General features: G+C 59.2%; 15 protein-coding genes and 1 tRNA gene. All 16 read left to right on the forward strand.

The window, feature by feature from the left end; all coding sequences use genetic code 11:
• The first annotated feature begins 1 nt into the window (after position 1).
• The 16 genes from ruvA (at position 2) to GIV35_RS16055 (ending at position 15,705) form a co-directional block, all read left to right on the forward strand.
• Positions 2 to 613: a Holliday junction branch migration protein RuvA gene (gene ruvA, locus GIV35_RS15980; RefSeq protein ID WP_003193868.1), complete on the forward strand. Its 612-nt coding sequence runs from the start codon at positions 2 to 4 to the stop codon at positions 611 to 613.
• Positions 614 to 1,672 (forward strand): Holliday junction branch migration DNA helicase RuvB, encoded by a 1,059-nt coding sequence (gene ruvB / locus GIV35_RS15985; protein ID WP_003193867.1) that lies wholly within the window; start codon positions 614 to 616, stop codon positions 1,670 to 1,672.
• Positions 1,673 to 1,811: 139 nt separating this feature from the next.
• The gene (gene ybgC, locus GIV35_RS15990) at positions 1,812 to 2,267 is read left to right on the forward strand and encodes a tol-pal system-associated acyl-CoA thioesterase (RefSeq protein WP_014719714.1); all 456 of its coding nucleotides are present in this window, start codon (positions 1,812 to 1,814) and stop codon (positions 2,265 to 2,267) included.
• Position 2,268: 1 nt separating this feature from the next.
• Positions 2,269 to 2,964 (forward strand): protein TolQ, encoded by a 696-nt coding sequence (tolQ, locus tag GIV35_RS15995; protein ID WP_003193865.1) that lies wholly within the window; start codon positions 2,269 to 2,271, stop codon positions 2,962 to 2,964.
• Between the two features lie 23 nt (positions 2,965 to 2,987).
• Positions 2,988 to 3,440 (forward strand): protein TolR, encoded by a 453-nt coding sequence (tolR, locus tag GIV35_RS16000; RefSeq protein WP_161793227.1) that lies wholly within the window; start codon positions 2,988 to 2,990, stop codon positions 3,438 to 3,440.
• Positions 3,440 to 4,513, forward strand: coding sequence for a cell envelope integrity protein TolA (tolA, locus tag GIV35_RS16005; protein ID WP_003193863.1), 1,074 nt, complete (start codon positions 3,440 to 3,442; stop codon positions 4,511 to 4,513). Before tolR ends, tolA begins: the two co-directional genes overlap by 1 nt.
• Before the next feature lie 17 nt (positions 4,514 to 4,530).
• The gene (gene tolB / locus GIV35_RS16010) at positions 4,531 to 5,811 is read left to right on the forward strand and encodes a Tol-Pal system beta propeller repeat protein TolB (RefSeq protein ID WP_177430941.1); all 1,281 of its coding nucleotides are present in this window, start codon (positions 4,531 to 4,533) and stop codon (positions 5,809 to 5,811) included.
• Positions 5,812 to 5,866: 55 nt separating this feature from the next.
• Positions 5,867 to 6,367: a peptidoglycan-associated lipoprotein Pal gene (pal, locus tag GIV35_RS16015; RefSeq protein WP_003193861.1), complete on the forward strand. Its 501-nt coding sequence runs from the start codon at positions 5,867 to 5,869 to the stop codon at positions 6,365 to 6,367.
• A gap of 6 nt (positions 6,368 to 6,373) precedes the next feature.
• Positions 6,374 to 7,204: a tol-pal system protein YbgF gene (gene ybgF, locus GIV35_RS16020; protein WP_105228194.1), complete on the forward strand. Its 831-nt coding sequence runs from the start codon at positions 6,374 to 6,376 to the stop codon at positions 7,202 to 7,204.
• 164 nt (positions 7,205 to 7,368) lie between these two features.
• Positions 7,369 to 8,016 carry a 7-carboxy-7-deazaguanine synthase QueE gene (gene queE / locus GIV35_RS16025; RefSeq protein WP_034128580.1) on the forward strand — a complete coding sequence of 216 codons (648 nt, stop codon included), beginning with the start codon at positions 7,369 to 7,371 and terminating at the stop codon, positions 8,014 to 8,016.
• A gap of 123 nt (positions 8,017 to 8,139) precedes the next feature.
• Positions 8,140 to 8,215 (forward strand) — tRNA-Lys (locus GIV35_RS16030).
• A gap of 634 nt (positions 8,216 to 8,849) precedes the next feature.
• A complete protein-coding gene (gene leuA / locus GIV35_RS16035) occupies positions 8,850 to 10,544 on the forward strand; it encodes a 2-isopropylmalate synthase (RefSeq protein WP_200648704.1) in 1,695 nt (564 codons plus the stop codon).
• Between the two features lies 1 nt (position 10,545).
• Positions 10,546 to 11,286, forward strand: a complete 741-nt coding sequence (locus GIV35_RS16040) for an AraC family transcriptional regulator (RefSeq protein WP_054899116.1) — start codon at positions 10,546 to 10,548, stop codon at positions 11,284 to 11,286.
• 210 nt (positions 11,287 to 11,496) lie between these two features.
• Positions 11,497 to 12,999, forward strand: coding sequence for an efflux transporter outer membrane subunit (locus tag GIV35_RS16045; RefSeq protein ID WP_198715645.1), 1,503 nt, complete (start codon positions 11,497 to 11,499; stop codon positions 12,997 to 12,999).
• The gene (locus GIV35_RS16050) at positions 12,996 to 14,168 is read left to right on the forward strand and encodes an HlyD family secretion protein (RefSeq protein ID WP_236264288.1); all 1,173 of its coding nucleotides are present in this window, start codon (positions 12,996 to 12,998) and stop codon (positions 14,166 to 14,168) included. Before GIV35_RS16045 ends, GIV35_RS16050 begins: the two co-directional genes overlap by 4 nt.
• A complete protein-coding gene (locus tag GIV35_RS16055) occupies positions 14,161 to 15,705 on the forward strand; it encodes an MDR family MFS transporter (RefSeq protein ID WP_034128563.1) in 1,545 nt (514 codons plus the stop codon). Before GIV35_RS16050 ends, GIV35_RS16055 begins: the two co-directional genes overlap by 8 nt.
• Positions 15,706 to 15,772: the final 67 nt, after the last annotated feature.

Below are 15,772 nucleotides of genomic sequence, written 5' to 3' on the forward strand. Positions count from 1 at the left end.
CGTGATTGGACGCTTGCGCGGCACCCTGGCTGAGAAACAGCCGCCGCACCTGATTCTGGATGTGAATGGGTTGGGTTATGAGCTGGAAGTGCCCATGACCACCCTGTATCGCCTGCCGTCGGTCGGCGAGCCGATAACCTTGCACACTCATTTAGTGGTGCGCGAAGACGCGCAACTACTCTATGGTTTCATCGGCAAGCGTGACCGCGATTTCTTCCGCGAGCTGATTCGTCTCAATGGCGTGGGGCCCAAATTGGCCCTGGCCTTGATGTCGAGCCTGGAAGTGGATGAATTGGTACGTGCTGTATCGGCCCAGGATACCTCAGCCCTGACCAAGGTGCCGGGGGTGGGCAAGAAGACCGCCGAGCGCTTGTTGGTCGAGCTCAAGGACCGCTTCAAAGCCTGGGAGGTGGTGCCGAGCATGTTCGCCCTGGTACCGAACCAGCCGGATATGCCGGCGGCCCAGGTCGCCAGCGCCGAGAGCGATGCCGTCAATGCGCTGATCTCCCTGGGCTACAAGCCCCAGGAAGCCAGCAAGGCCGTATCGGCCATCAAGGACAAGAACCTGAGCGCTGAAGACATGATTCGCCGTGCCCTGAAGGGAATGATTTAAGTGATTGAAGCCGATCGTCTGATCGCGGCCACCGGCCCGCGTGACCGTGAAGAAGTCCAGGACCGGGCCATCCGCCCGTTGAGCCTGGCCGAATACATCGGCCAGCCCACCGTGCGCGAGCAGATGGAGCTGTTTATCCAGGCCGCTCGCGGGCGCAGTGAGTCCCTGGACCACACCCTGATCTTCGGCCCGCCGGGTTTGGGCAAGACCACCCTGGCCAATATCATCGCCCAGGAAATGGGCGTGTCGATCAAGTCCACCTCCGGCCCGGTGCTTGAGCGTCCTGGCGACTTGGCCGCGCTGCTGACCAATCTTGAACCGCATGACGTGCTGTTTATCGACGAAATCCATCGCTTGTCGCCGATTGTCGAAGAAGTGCTGTACCCAGCCATGGAAGACTTCCAGCTCGACATCATGATCGGTGAAGGCCCGGCGGCCCGTTCGATCAAGCTCGACTTGCCGCCCTTCACCCTGGTGGGCGCGACCACCCGCGCGGGCATGTTGACCAACCCGCTGCGAGACCGTTTCGGCATTGTTCAACGTCTAGAGTTCTATAGCACCGCCGATCTGGCGACCATTGTCAGCCGGTCGGCGAGTATCCTCGGCTTGCCCCTGGACCCGGAAGGCGCCTTTGAAATCGCTCGACGTGCTCGTGGCACGCCGCGAATCGCCAACCGCCTGCTGCGCCGCGTGCGCGACTTTGCCGAGGTGCGTGCCAAGGGCCACATCACCAAGGCGGTCGCGGACCTGGCCTTGAACCTGCTGGATGTGGACGAGCATGGCTTTGATCATCAGGATCGACGTCTGCTCTTGACCATGATCGAGAAATTCGACGGTGGCCCGGTCGGCGTGGACAGCCTGGCCGCAGCCATCAGTGAAGAGCGCCATACCATTGAGGATGTACTGGAACCGTACCTGATCCAGCAGGGCTACATCATGCGTACCCCGCGGGGCAGGGTGGTGACGCGTCATGCCTATTTGCACTTCGGGCTAAACATTCCGTCACGATTGGGAGAGATGCCCGTGGTAGACGAATTCCTCGATGCGGTAGACGATTAAAAAGCTTACGCCGGACGATTTATCTGAGCTTTGTGCTGTCCCAGTGTCTGGCGTCGTCATTTGAGTCACTGCAAAAGCGTTCAGGAATGAAAAAACAGTTGCCCAGCCAATTGGCAACCTGAGGAGTAAGCACTAGAGTATGCGCGCGCAAAACGGGGATCAGTCGTTCGCACATCGCTGTCGCGTTTATTACGAGGACACCGATGCCGGCGGCATCGTTTATTACGTCAATTACCTGAAATTCATGGAACGGGCTCGAACCGAGCGGCTGCGGGAGTTGGGTTTTGCCCAGTCCGAGCTGGTAGGCGAGGACCTGTTATTCGTCGTGCACTCCAGCGAGGCGCGGTATTACGCGCCGGCGCGACTGGACGATGAGTTGCTGGTCAGTGCTGAAGTCATCGAATTGAACCGTGCCAGCCTGCGTTTCAAACAGCAGGTCAGGCGGGCCACGGATGCAACGCTGCTCTGTGAGGGGCAGTTCCTGGTGGCGTGTGTGCGCACCAACAGCTTGAAACCTCGGGCCATTCCCGAAACTCTACGCGCGGCCTTTGCCGCCGTGAGCGGCGCGGGTCAACAATCAAAGCAGGAGATTTAGCGTGGAACCTACCGTCGTCGACCATTCCTCCATGTGGAGCCTGGTCAGCAATGCCAGTGTCGTGGTTCAACTGGTCATGCTGACCCTGGTAGCCGCATCGGTTACCTCTTGGGTCATGATTTTTCAGCGCAGCAACATGTTGCGCGCCGGTCGACGTGCCCTGGAGAGCTTTGAAGAGCGCTTCTGGTCGGGTATCGACCTGTCCAAACTGTACCGCCAGGCCGGTAGCAACCCGGACCCGGACTCAGGCGTCGAGCAGATCTTCCGTGCCGGTTTCAAGGAGTTCTCGCGCCTGCGCCAGCAGCCGGGTGTCGATCCTGAAGCGGTGATGGAAGGTGTGGCCCGTGCCATGCGCGTGGCCATCTCTCGCGAAGAAGAGAAACTCGAGCAGGGCCTGCCGTTCCTTGCCACCGTGGGTTCTGTCAGCCCGTACATCGGCCTGTTCGGTACCGTATGGGGCATCATGAACTCCTTCCGCGGCCTGGCCCAGGCGCAACAAGCCACACTGGCCACCGTGGCCCCGGGTATTGCCGAAGCCCTGATCGCCACCGCGATCGGCCTGTTCGCCGCTATCCCCGCAGTAATCGCCTACAACCGTTTTGCCGCAACCAGCGAAACCTTGATCGGCCGTTACTACACCTTCGCCGATGAATTCCAGGCGATCCTGCACCGTAAAGTGCACACCAGCGAAGAATAAGCAGGTAATTCCCAATGGCTTTAATCGCTCGAGCTCGCAAAAAGCGCAAGCCGGTCGCCGAGATGAACGTAGTGCCCTACATCGACGTGATGCTGGTGCTGCTGGTGATCTTCATGGTGACCGCGCCGATGCTCAACCAGGGCGTGAAAGTTGATCTGCCCAAGGTTTCCAGTGAAGCCTTGCCGCAGGACAACAACACTCAGGTCCTGACCATTTCGATCAAGGCTGACAAGACCTATTACTGGAACCTTGGCAGCGAAGTCGATACGCAAAAGCAGCAGGACAAGGCCCTGACCTTGCCTGCCATGACCGATGCGGTGACCAAGATCATTCGCTCCGGCAACGAAGGCGGCAAGCACACCCAGGTGTTTATCCGGGGTGACAAATCGGTCGACTACGGCTCCGTCATGGGCGCCATGGGCGGGCTGCAGAAGGCCGGCGTCGGTAACGTTGGCTTGATTACCGAGGCGCCCTGATGCAGCAACAGCGAGAGCCGTCCGCCTCGGAAAGCTACTTCTGGCCTGGCGTGTGGGCAATTGCCCTGCACGTCCTGGTGTTCGGCATGCTGTTCGTCAGCTTTGCCATGACCCCGGACCTGCCGCCAGCCAAGCCGATCGTGCAGGCGACCCTGTATCAGCTGAAATCGAAAAGTCAGGCCACCACCCAGACCAATCAGAAGATTGCGGGTGAGGCCCAGAAGTCGGCCGCGCGCCAGACTGAAGTCGAGCAGATGGAACAGAAGAAGGTCGAGCAGGAAGCGGTGAAGGCTGCTGCGGAACAAAAGAAAGAAGAGGCGGCTCAAAAGGCCGAGGAATCGAAAAAGGCTGACGAAGCCAAGAAGGCCGACGAGGCTAAAAAGGCTGATGAAGCCAAGAAAGCCGAGAAAGCTGCCGAAGCGAAAAAGGCCGAAGAGAAACAATTGGCTGATATAGCCAAGAAGAAATCGGAAGAAGAAGCCAAGAAGGCTGCCGAAGAAGAGGCCAAGAAAAAGGCCGCTGAAGAAGCCAAGAAAAAGATAGTCGAAGACGCGAAGAAGAAAGCCGCCGAAGACGCCAAGAAAAAAGCTGAAGCAGACGAGGCGAAGAAGAAAGTCGCCGACGAAGCGAAGAAGAAAGCTGCCGCCGACGCCTCCAAGAAAAAGGCCCAGGAAGCAGCACGCAAGTCCGCCGAAGAGAAAAAGGCCCAGGCCCTGGCAGATTTGCTTTCCGACACGCCGCAGCGTCAGCAAGCCTTGGCCGATGAGCGTGGCGATGAAGTCGCGGGCAGTTTCGACGACCTGATTCGGGCGCGGGCAGCGGAAGGTTGGACACGTCCACCTTCGGCGCGTAAAGGCATGACAGTAGTGCTGCAGATCGGCATGTTGCCGGACGGTACGGTGACTTCGGTCAGCGTGGCCAAGTCCAGTGGTGACGGTTCGTTCGACAGTTCGGCGGTTGCCGCGGTCAAGAATATTGGCCGGTTGACCGAGATGCAGGGAATGAAACCAAGTGACTTCGCTCCCTATCGTTCATTCAAGATGACATTCACACCTGAGGATCTAGCCTTGTGAGAAACCTTCTTCGAGGAATGCTTGTCGTTATTTGCTGTATGGCAGGGATAGCGGCGGCGGATGAAAAGAACATCCTGGTAACCAGCGGCAGTGATCGGGCCACCCCGATTGCAGTCGTGCCGTTCGGTTGGCAGGGCGGCAGCGTGCTGCCGGACGACATGGCCCAGATCGTCAGTGACGACCTGCGTAACTCCGGTTACTACGCGCCGATTCCGAAAGGCAACATGATCAGCCAGCCAACCCAGGCCAGCGAAGTCATCTTCCGTGACTGGAAGGCGGTCGGTGCCCAGTACCTGATGGTCGGCAGCATCACGCCGGCCGGCGGTCGCCTGCAGATCCAGTACGCGTTGTTCAACGTGGCCACCGAGCAGCAGGTCCTGACCGGCAGCGTATCGGGTACCGCCGAACAGCTGCGTGACATGGCTCACTACATCTCGGACCAGTCGTTTGAAAAACTCACCGGTATCAAGGGGGCGTTCTCGACGCGCCTGCTGTATGTCACGGCCGAGCGTTTCTCTGTAGACAATACCCGCTACACCCTGCAGCGTTCGGACTACGACGGTGCTCGTGCAGTGACCTTGCTGCAGTCCCGTGAGCCAATCCTGTCGCCGCGCTTCGCGCCGGACGGCAAGCGTATTGCCTACGTATCGTTCGAACAGCGTCGCCCGCGTATCTTTGTGCAGCACATCGATACTGGCCGTCGTGAGCAGATCACCAACTTCGAAGGCCTCAACGGTGCGCCAGCCTGGTCGCCGGACGGTTCGCGCCTGGCTTTCGTGCTGTCCAAGGACGGCAACCCGGATATCTACGTGATGAACATGGCCTCGCGTCAGCTCTCGCGTGTGACCAGCGGCCCGGGCATCAACACCGAACCGTTCTGGGGCAAGGATGGCTCGACCATCTACTTCACCTCCGACCGTGGCGGCAAGCCTCAGGTCTACAAGGCAAATGTGAACGGTGGCGGTGCGGAACGTGTGACCTTTATTGGTAACTACAACGCCAACCCCAAGCTTTCGGCCGATGAAAAGACGTTGGTGATGATTCACCGTCAGGATGGTTTCACTAATTTCCGGGTTGCGGCCCAGGATTTGCAGCGCGGAACCGTAAAAATCCTTACAGATACCAACCTTGATGAGTCAGCCACTGTTGCGCCCAACGGCACCATGGTAATCTACGCCACCCGCCAGCAGGGCCGGGGAGTCTTGATGCTCGTGTCCATCAATGGACGCGTAAGGCTCCCACTTCCTACCGCACAAGGCGAAGTCAGAGAACCATCCTGGTCCCCTTACCTGAACTGACGCGGCGCTACAAAAAGAAGTACTTAACACACTGGGGTTCATTAGGAGTTTCACGATGGAAATGCTGAAGTTTGGTAAGTTTGCTGCTCTGGCTCTGGCTCTGTCCGTAGCCGTTGGTTGCTCCTCTAAAGGCGGCGACAATGCCGGTGAAGGCGCAGCTGTTGATCCAAACGCTGGTTACGGCGCCAACACTGGTGCGGTTGACGGCTCCCTGAGCGAAGAAGCTGCTCTGCGCGCTATCACCACTTTCTACTTCGAATACGACAGTTCGGACCTGAAGCCAGAAGCCATGCGCGCTCTGGACGTTCACGCCAAGGACCTGAAAGCTAACGGCGCTCGCGTTGTTCTGGAAGGTAACACTGACGCCCGTGGTACTCGTGAGTACAACATGGCACTGGGCGAGCGTCGTGCGAAAGCCGTTCAGCGCTACCTGGTACTGCAAGGTGTTGCTCCAGGCCAACTGGAACTGGTTTCCTACGGTAAAGAGCGTCCAGTTGCAACTGGCAACGACGAACAGTCGTGGGCTCAGAACCGTCGCGTCGAACTGCGTAAGTAATTCGTCATGCGAACGTGCCGTCGTGCTCTAACTGTATTGGCTCTCAGCTTCGCACCGCTTGCGGTGTGGGCTGCGGTTCCTGTAACGGATAGCAACTCAGGCTATAACAATAGCGGGAGCAGTTATCCGCCAGCGGGTTATGGCACGAACGGCGCCTATGCGGGGGGAGCGGCTACGTCCGCTCCCTCGGCACAGGGCGAACTGTTCAACCAGCTGCAACGCATGCAGGATCAATTGTCCCAGCAACAAGGCGCCATTGAAGTTCTGCAGAACCAAGTGAACCAGCTGAAGCAAGAAGGCCTGGAGCGTTACCAGGATCTTGACCGTCGTATTGGAGCCGGTGTTGCACCTGCCGCTACTCCTGATAATTCTTCTACCGGTGGCGCACCCAGTGCCGCTGCCGGTGGCGCAGCAGCGGGGGCCGCCGCTGCAGCTCCTGCCGCCAGCAGCGAACCGGGCGATCCTGCGAAGGAAAAACTGTATTACGATGCAGCCTTCGACCTGATCAAGGCCAAGGATTTCGATAAAGCCAGCCAGGCGTTTACCGCTTTCCTGCGTAAATACCCCAACAGCCAGTACGCGGGCAATGCCCAGTACTGGTTGGGTGAGGTCAACCTGGCAAAGGGTGATTTGCAGGGGGCGGGCCAGGCTTTTGCCAAGGTCAGCCAGCTGTATCCCAAGCACGCCAAGGTGCCGGATTCGCTTTATAAACTCGCTGACGTAGAACGCCGCCTGGGTCATACCGACAAGGTCAAAGGCATTCTGCAACAGGTGGTCGCCCAGTATCCGGGTACCTCCGCGGCGCAGTTGGCCCAGCGGGACCTGCAACGCTTGTAAGCAGTGCAGCCCGTTTAGAAGAAACCCGCGCTTGTCGCGGGTTTTTTCGTTAGAATCCACGCCCTTTTATGAAACACGCTTTCTGGGGTTGACGCGTTGGCGCAATCCCTTGAAGTGCCTGACGGAGGCGGACAGCCTGTTTAGCTGTTACGCCCGTGGCGACTATGCAAGACACATTACGTATTACCGAAGTCTTTTACTCGTTGCAGGGTGAAACGCGCACTGCTGGCCTGCCCACCGTATTTGTACGGCTCACCGGCTGCCCGTTGCGCTGCCAATACTGTGACAGCGCCTACGCCTTCAGCGGCGGCACCGTGCGCACCCTCGACGACATCCTGGAACAGGTTGCCGGTTACCGGCCGCGCTACGTCTGCGTGACGGGCGGTGAGCCTCTGGCGCAACCCAACGCCATTCCGTTGCTCAAACAGCTGTGTGATGCCGGCTACGAGGTCTCACTGGAAACCAGCGGCGCCCTGGACATCTCTGCGGTCGACCCGCGCGTCAGCCGAGTGGTTGACCTCAAGACCCCGGACTCCAAGGAAGCCCACCGCAACCGCTACGAGAACATGGACTTGCTGACGGCCAACGATCAGGTCAAGTTCGTCATCTGTTCCCGTGACGATTATGACTGGGCCACCTCCAAGCTGATCCAGTATGGCCTGGAGCGTCGAGCGGGTGAGGTGCTGTTCTCGCCAAGCCATCACGACCTGAATGCCCGTGACCTGGCGGATTGGGTCGTGGCGGACAACCTGCCGGTACGCCTGCAATTGCAGCTGCATAAGTACCTGTGGAACGACGAGCCGGGGCGCTAATCCGGCGGCTGCGATAGGCGTTCTACCCACCGAATTACCGTTCAAATGCGTTTTTTCTGATTTATTTAAAATAAGGTGTTGAATAATCCTTAGAAATCAGTATTATACGCGCCACCACACAGCGGGTCGTTAGCTCAGTTGGTAGAGCAGTTGGCTTTTAACCAATTGGTCGTAGGTTCGAATCCCACACGACCCACCATTTTTGGCGGTTTAGAAAATCCGGAAGGCCCACGCAAGTGAGGATTTCCGGGTTTTTTTTTGCCTGTGATTTGGCATCACCGACTTGACGCTGAGACGTCCCTTGCTCAGATCCCGCTCTCGAAAAAAAGTCCTGTCAGTACCTTTGAAAGAGAGAACAAGAGAAAAGAGGCGGAGCTAATCCGCTGATACGAATAAAGAAAAATAAAAAAGAACGTCTTGATCCACGGTGATAGTTGCTAATCCTGTCCCGTCCTGAACGTAACCTACAGGCATCGAATCAAGTGTGTTCAGAAAACCCGAGAGCCTTACACAGGTAAGGTTCTCGGGTTTTTTTTGCCCGTCAGAAATGTTTTCCCTGGCTCCCTCAGCCCGTTCATCCAAGCAATAGGTTCTTTTTTACTGATTTTGCCGGTAAATCCTGGCTTACGGTCTTTGATTGTTGGTTTTTATTCCTTTGCGCAATATTTTTTCGATTTTTTTGAACATTTTGGATTTTTCTTTGGTTTTTTTCATTCCGAAAACTCAACAACGCAATTTGTATCAAACTATGTTCGTTTAGTATTGGATCCAATCAGTCGGCATTGCCGGTGGTGTGTCTGACACAAACAAACTGCTGAAAAAGGAGAAACGCCATGATGCTCAAGGACCCTTCCCGCAAATATCGCCACTTCACCACGGTCAACCTGCCGGATCGCACCTGGCCCAGCACTGTCCAGGCTGCCGCTCCCACCTGGTGCAGTGTGGATATGCGTGATGGCAACCAGGCTTTGATCGAGCCGATGAATGCCGAGCGCAAGCGGCGTTTCTTCGATTTGCTGGTGAAGGTCGGTTTCAAGCAGATCGAGGTGGGCTTTCCTGCCGCTTCGCAGACCGACTTTGACTATGTCCGTGAGCTGATTGAAAGCGGTTCGATTCCTGATGATGTGACGATTCAGGTCATGACCCAGGCGCGCAGCCACCTCATCGCGCGCACGTTTGAGGCGTTGAAGGGCGCGCCTCGCGCCATCGTGCATGTTTACAATGCGACGGCGCCGGTGTTTCGGGACGTTGTCTTCAATGTGGACAAGGCGGGCTGCATCGAGATTGCTACCCAGGCAACACGAGAGATCAAGCAGCACATGGACGCGAACCCCGATACGCAGTGGACGTTCCAGTATTCCCCGGAAACCTTTTGCTTCACCGAGCTGGATTTTGCATTGCAGGTGTGTGAAGCGGTGACGGATACGTTCGGGCCGACCCCGAGCAACAAGATGATCCTGAATCTGCCCACCACCGTGGAGGTGTCTACCGCCAATGTCTTCGCCGACCAGATCGAATGGTTCTGCCGGCACTTCAGTCGCCGTGACAGTGTGGTCATCAGCGTGCATCCGCACAATGATCGGGGCACTGGAGTTTCCACCGCGGAGCAGGCGTGCCTGGCCGGTGCCGAGCGTGTCGAGGGCACGTTGTTCGGTAACGGTGAGCGTACCGGCAACGTCGATATCCTCACGTTGGCGATGAACCTCTACACCAGCGGCATCGATCCGCAGTTGGATTTCTCCGACATCCTGCACGTCCAGCGTGAGGTGGAGTTCTGCAATCAGTTGCCGACCCATCCTCGTCACCCTTACGCCGGTGAGTTGGTGTTTACCGCGTTCTCCGGCTCGCACCAGGACGCGATCAAAAAAGGCTTTGCGGCGCGCCAGGCCAATCCGCAGGGCATGTGGGAAGTGCCGTACCTGCCTATCGATCCTGCCGATATGGGCCGTAGCTATGAAGCGGTGATTCGCGTGAACAGCCAGTCGGGCAAGGGGGGCGTGGCCTATCTGTTGGAGCAGCACGGCATTGTGATGCCGCGTCGCTTGCAGATGGAGTTCAGCAGCCTGGTACAACAGGAAGCAGATGGCTCCGGCCAGGAAATCAGTGGCGAGATGATCCTTGCCTGCTTCACCCGGCATTACCTGGAGCAGGGCAAGCCTTACGCGTTACGAGCCCCCAAACTGGTGAGCGAGGGCGATGTGACTTACCTGGAGGCCACCCTTGAACAAGGTACACAGCGCATCGACTTGAGTGGCGAGGGCAACGGCCCGCTGGCGGCGCTGGTCGATGCGTTTGCCCAGCGTGGCATTCATTTTGATATCGCCGATTACCACGAACATGCCACCCGTGACGGTGCCCAGGCTGAGGCGTTGGCCTATGTGGAAATTCGCGTGGGTAACCAGTTGCTGTTCGGCGCCGCTCGCGATGGCAGTAGCCTGCTCGCTTCCCTCAAAGCGGTCACCAGTGCGGTCAATCGTGCATCGCGCCTGGGCCTGCTCAGCGTGGTGAATGCTGCGGTGCCGTCCTGAGATGAACGCGCATACCGCATTGGCGGCACTTGCCGGTAATTATGGCCACGGTGACATCGTGGCCTCGCATCGACATGACGAAGGCCAACTGGTCTACGCCATCAACGGTGTGATGCTTGTGTCGGTGGAGGAGACCACCTGGGTGGTACCTTCCGGGCATGCCCTGTGGGTGCCTTCAGGTTTGGAACATCAGATCCGCATGACCGGCGAAGTGCGCATGCGCACTTTGTTGATCTCGCCGGGAGCGCACCGTCGTTTGACCGAGGAGTGCGAGGTCATCAGGGTTTCACCCTTGCTGCGCGAGCTGATTGTGGCGGCCGGCGATGAGCCTGACAGCCACCCGGCGTCGTTGCGTCATGTACAGATTGTCGAGCTGATTTTCTCGGAACTTGACCGTGCGCAAAGGGTGCTGGCTCACGTGCCGATACCGGACGAGCCGAGGCTCAAGTCACTGTGTGCGGACTTTATCGACAACCCTTCTCAGGAGTCGAAACTGGAGAGTTGGGCGGTGCAACTCAATATGAGTTCACGCACCCTGGCTCGGCTGTTCCAGAAAGAGTTGGGCATGAGTTACGGCGAGTGGCGCAAGCGCACGCGGCTGCTGCTCAGCATGCAGCGGCTGGCCAGTGGTGCCTCCATCCTTGAAGTGGCATTGGAGCATGGTTATCAGAGTCCGAGTGCATTTACCGCGATGTTCAAACGCACCATGGGCTACACCCCGAGTAACTGTCGCTTGGTCTGAATCTGACTGGCGATAGCACCACCTCCTTTTGAACATGGCCCCGCCTTCAGGCAGGGCCATGTTTACCTGTGCCTGGTGTATGGAGCCTGCGGCGCAGAGGGCGCGCCGGCACATTGTCCCAATCGAAACGATGGTTGTCTGGAACGCGGGAGATGCGCAACCCGTTGCTCTCTTACCCTGCGTCTCTACTTGGCATTCTGGATTTCTTCGATGGGTTCGCCTTCTCTTTTCCCACGGCATTGCCGTCTTTCGCTGCTTGGCATGGCGGTGGCGTTGTTGGCGGGTTGTTCGTCCTGGGTCGCCCATACACCGGCACAGCCACATCCGGAACGCATCAATGCCCTGAGCCACCTGCCCCAAGGTGTCTCGGACCAAGCGTTACCTGAGCGCTGGTGGCAGTTGTATAACGATCCGCAACTCGATGCGCTGGTGCAACAGGCGTTGCTGCACAACCGCGACCTGGCGGCGGCCCAGGCCCATGTGCAAGCGATGCTGGCCGGGATCCAGCAGGCCGATGCCGAGCGCTGGCCGTCCACCCAGGCGTCGCTGGGGGCCGCTTATGGCAAGACCGCCGATGACCAGACGCTGGCCAAGGCCACCGATAGCCATGCGCCGTCAGAGTGGGCATTCAACCCAGGCTTCGAGCTGGCTTATCAAGTGGATGTGTGGGGCCAGGTTCAGCGCACCATTGAACGTGCCCAAGTGCAAACCGCAGCGGCGCAGGATGCCGAGGACTTGCTGCGCATCACGGTCGTGGCGCAAACCACTCGCGCCTATGTGAATGCCTGCGCCCTGGGGGCGCGTGCCAAGGTACAGCGCCATTCGTTGGACGTGGTCGGGCATAGCCTGGCGTTGACCGATCGCCAGCGCCAGGCCGGTGTGGTGACAGACCTTGAATACAGCCGCATGCAAGCCCTGCAAGGCGAAACCCAGGCGTTGCTGCCGATGTTGGAGGCGCGTCGACAAGCCGCGCTCTACGAATTGGCCATGCTGACCGGCGTCGCTGAACTGGACCAAGGCTCTGGCGCCGCAACCTGTGAAGTGGTGCCCCAACTCAATGCCGAGTTGCCGGTGGGTGATGGCTGGCAACTATTGGCGCGCCGCCCCGACATACGTCAGGCCGAGCGCGCGTTGCAGGCGGCCACGCTGCAAGTGGATATCGTCCAGGCCGACCTGTACCCCAAGGTGACCTTCGGCGCTTCAGTGTCCTCCTCGGCCAACAAACCTCATGAGCTGGGGGACAGCAGTGCGGTGATGTTCGGCATCGGCCCACTGATTACCTGGCAGTTCCCTAATTGGCAGGCCAACCGCGCGCGGGTCAAGCAGGCACGGGCACTCGAGCAGGTGGAGGTCGCGCAGTTCGAGGCCAGCGTCCTCAAGGCCCTCAAGGAGGTGCGCCAGGCCCTGGCGTTGTACGACGGCGAACGGCAGCGCCACGCGGCCTTGAGCCGGGCGCTGGACAGCAGCCGCCAAGCCTACAAGTTGGCCCAATTCAACTACGACGCCGGTTCTATCGACTTTCTCGACGTGCTGGACAGTGAGCGTGAACTGATCCGCTTGCAGGCCACGCGCGCCGACGCCGATGGCCAGTTACTGCAACGCCAGATCGGCCTATTCCGTGCCCTTGGCGGCGGTTGGCAGTCCGGCGCCGTCGATACCCCGGCCGCTGCGCCCACCCACGCGTCTATCCCTTCTTCCGGTACCCAGCCATGAATATCGCCGTTGATGAAAAAACTGTTGTCCAGGACGAGCAGGAGAATGTGCTCGAGCAACTTATGCATGCGCGTAAGCAACGGCGCAAAAGAAACCTGATCCTGCTGGGCGGCGCCGGGTTGTTGATCGCGGCGGTGGTGTTCGGCGTGTACTGGATGACCGTCGGCCGCTATCTGGAGCAGACCGATGATGCGTATGTGCGGGCCGACTGGATCCCCATCAGCCCGAAAGTCTCAGGCTACGTGGCCCAGGTGATGGTAGAGGACGATCAGCCGGTCAAGGCGGGGGACGTGCTGGTACGCATCGAGGACCGTGACTACCAGGCCCGCTTGGCACAAGCCCGCGCAGAACTGGCCGAGACCCAGGCCTCGGTGGCAGCGCAAGAGGCCAACTTGACAGTCACTGACAGCCTGATCGCCCAGCAAAAGGCCGGGGTTGCCCAGGCTGAGGCCCATGCTCGCAGTGTGGCCGCTGAGTTACGCCGCGCAAGCCTCGACCAGCGTCGCTACGAAGGCTTGGTGCGCGAACATGCTGCCAGCGCGCAGCGTCTGGAAACGGCCGCCGCCAGTTACACCCAGGCCAATGCTGCGGTGGAAATTGCCAAGGCGATGCAACGCCAGCAGGAAACCCGCTTGACCGTGGCCGTCACCCGCCGTCAACTGGCCCAGGCTTCGCTCCAGCAGCAGATAGCCCGGCGCAGCCAGGCCGAGGCGCAGTTGAACCTGGCGACGCATGCGTTGGAGGACACCTTGATCCGCTCACCCATCGACGGCGTGGTGGGGCAGCGCAAAGTCCGTACCCGCCAATACGTCGCGCCAGGGTTGCCACTGCTGGCGGTGGTGCCTTTGCAGCAGGCTTACGTCGTGGCCAACTACAAAGAAACCCAATTGCGCGATATGCGTGCCGGCCAACCGGTGGATATCAGCGTCGACAGTTATTCGGGGCGCAAGCTCAAAGGCCATGTGGTGAGCTTCTCGCCAGGCTCCGGGGCGGTGTTCGCACTGTTGCCGTCGGACAACGCCACCGGCAACTTCACCAAGATCGTGCAACGCTTTCCAGTCAAGATCGTCATTGATGAGCATGACGAAGGCGGGCCCATCCTGCCGGGCATGTCGGTGATCACCACGGTGGACACCCGCCCGGCTGAGCAGGGCGCTGCACATGACTGAAGCGGCTGAAAAGAGCGTCTCCTTTCGCGCCTGGGTGGCGGTGATCGGGGGGCTGTTCGGCTGTTTCATGGCCGGCATGAACGTGCACGTGACCAGCGCCGCGCTGCCGGAGATCGAAGGCTCCCTGGGGGCGACGTTCGAAGAAGGCTCGTGGATTTCCACCGCCTACCTGGTCGCGGAAATCGTGATGATCCCGCTGACCGCCTGGTTGGTGCAGGTGTTCTCTCTGCGACGTGTGATGCTCGTGGGCTCGTTTGTATTTTTGGTGGCGTCCATTGCCTGCTCCTGGGCGCCCAACCTGGAAGTGATGATCATCATTCGGGTAATCCAGGGCGCTGCCGGCGCAGTGCTGATTCCCTTGTCATTCCAGCTGATCATCACTGAACTGCCGCCCAGCAAGATCGCGATGGGCATGGCCCTGTTCGCGTTGTCTAACAGCGTCGCCCAGGCCGCCGGGCCGTCCATTGGCGGCTGGCTGACCGATGCCTATTCCTGGCGCTGGATCTTCTACCTGCAACTGGCCCCCGGCATTCTCTTGCTGCTGGCGGTAGCATGGTCGATCGATGCCAAGCCCATGCAGCTAAGCCTGCTCAAGCGCGGCGACTGGGGCGGGATCATCGCCATGATCGTCGGCCTGGGTGGCTTGCAGATCGTGCTCGAAGAAGGTGGCCGCAAGGACTGGTTCGGCTCCGATTTCATTGTATGGATGTCATTGATTGCCGGCGTTGCCTTGGTGTACTTCGTGCTGTCGCAGTTGTATGGCAGTCGCTCCTTCATCAACCTGCGCCTGCTCAAGAGCTACAACTTCGGCGTGGCCAGCGCAGCGATGTTCATCTTTGGCGCGGCCACCTTCGGCCTGGTGTTCCTGGTGCCTAATTACCTGTCTCAGTTGCAGGGCTACAACGCCCGGGAGATTGGCATCAGCCTGATCGCCTACGGCATGGTGCAACTGGTACTGGCGCCGTTCATGCCGCGCCTGATGAAGTGGCTCAACCCGAAACTGATGGTCGCCAGTGGCTTTTTCATCATGGCCCTGGGGTGCTATCTCGGCGCGCACCTGGACGTGGACAGCGCCGCCAACGTGATTATTCCGTCCACCGTGGTACGGGGCATCGGGCAGCCGCTGATCATGGTGGCGCTTTCCGTGCTGGCGGTGTCTGGCCTGGCCAAAGATGAAGCCGGCTCGGCCTCGGCCTTGTTCTCCATGCTGCGCAACCTGGGTGGTGCCGTGGGCACTGCGGGCCTGACGCAGATCGTGGCCATGCGCGAGCGCTTTCACTCTGAGCGGGTAGGGGAGTCGATCACCCTGTTTTCCCCGTCCTTTCAGGAGCGCCTGCGCGCCAGCATGGCCGACAGCGAGGCTTTTATCTTCAACCAGCTATTACCCGCTCAACAGCAGGTCCTTGAGGGCTTGATCCACACCGTGCGTCGTGAGGCGTACCTGATGGCCTACAGCGATGCGTTCTATGTGTCCTGTATTGCTTTGATCTTGTGCGGTGTGGCGGCCCTGGCATTGCGCCAATCAGCAAAGAACTGAACTCGTTACTGCCCGCAGGTAATACGCGGGCGCTTATCAGCGCTAGAGGGAACTTGAATGGTAAAAA

This window comes from Pseudomonas sp. PA-1-6B (assembly GCF_021609545.1).
GTDB classification, from domain to species: Bacteria; Pseudomonadota; Gammaproteobacteria; order Pseudomonadales; family Pseudomonadaceae; genus Aquipseudomonas; species Aquipseudomonas fluorescens_BV.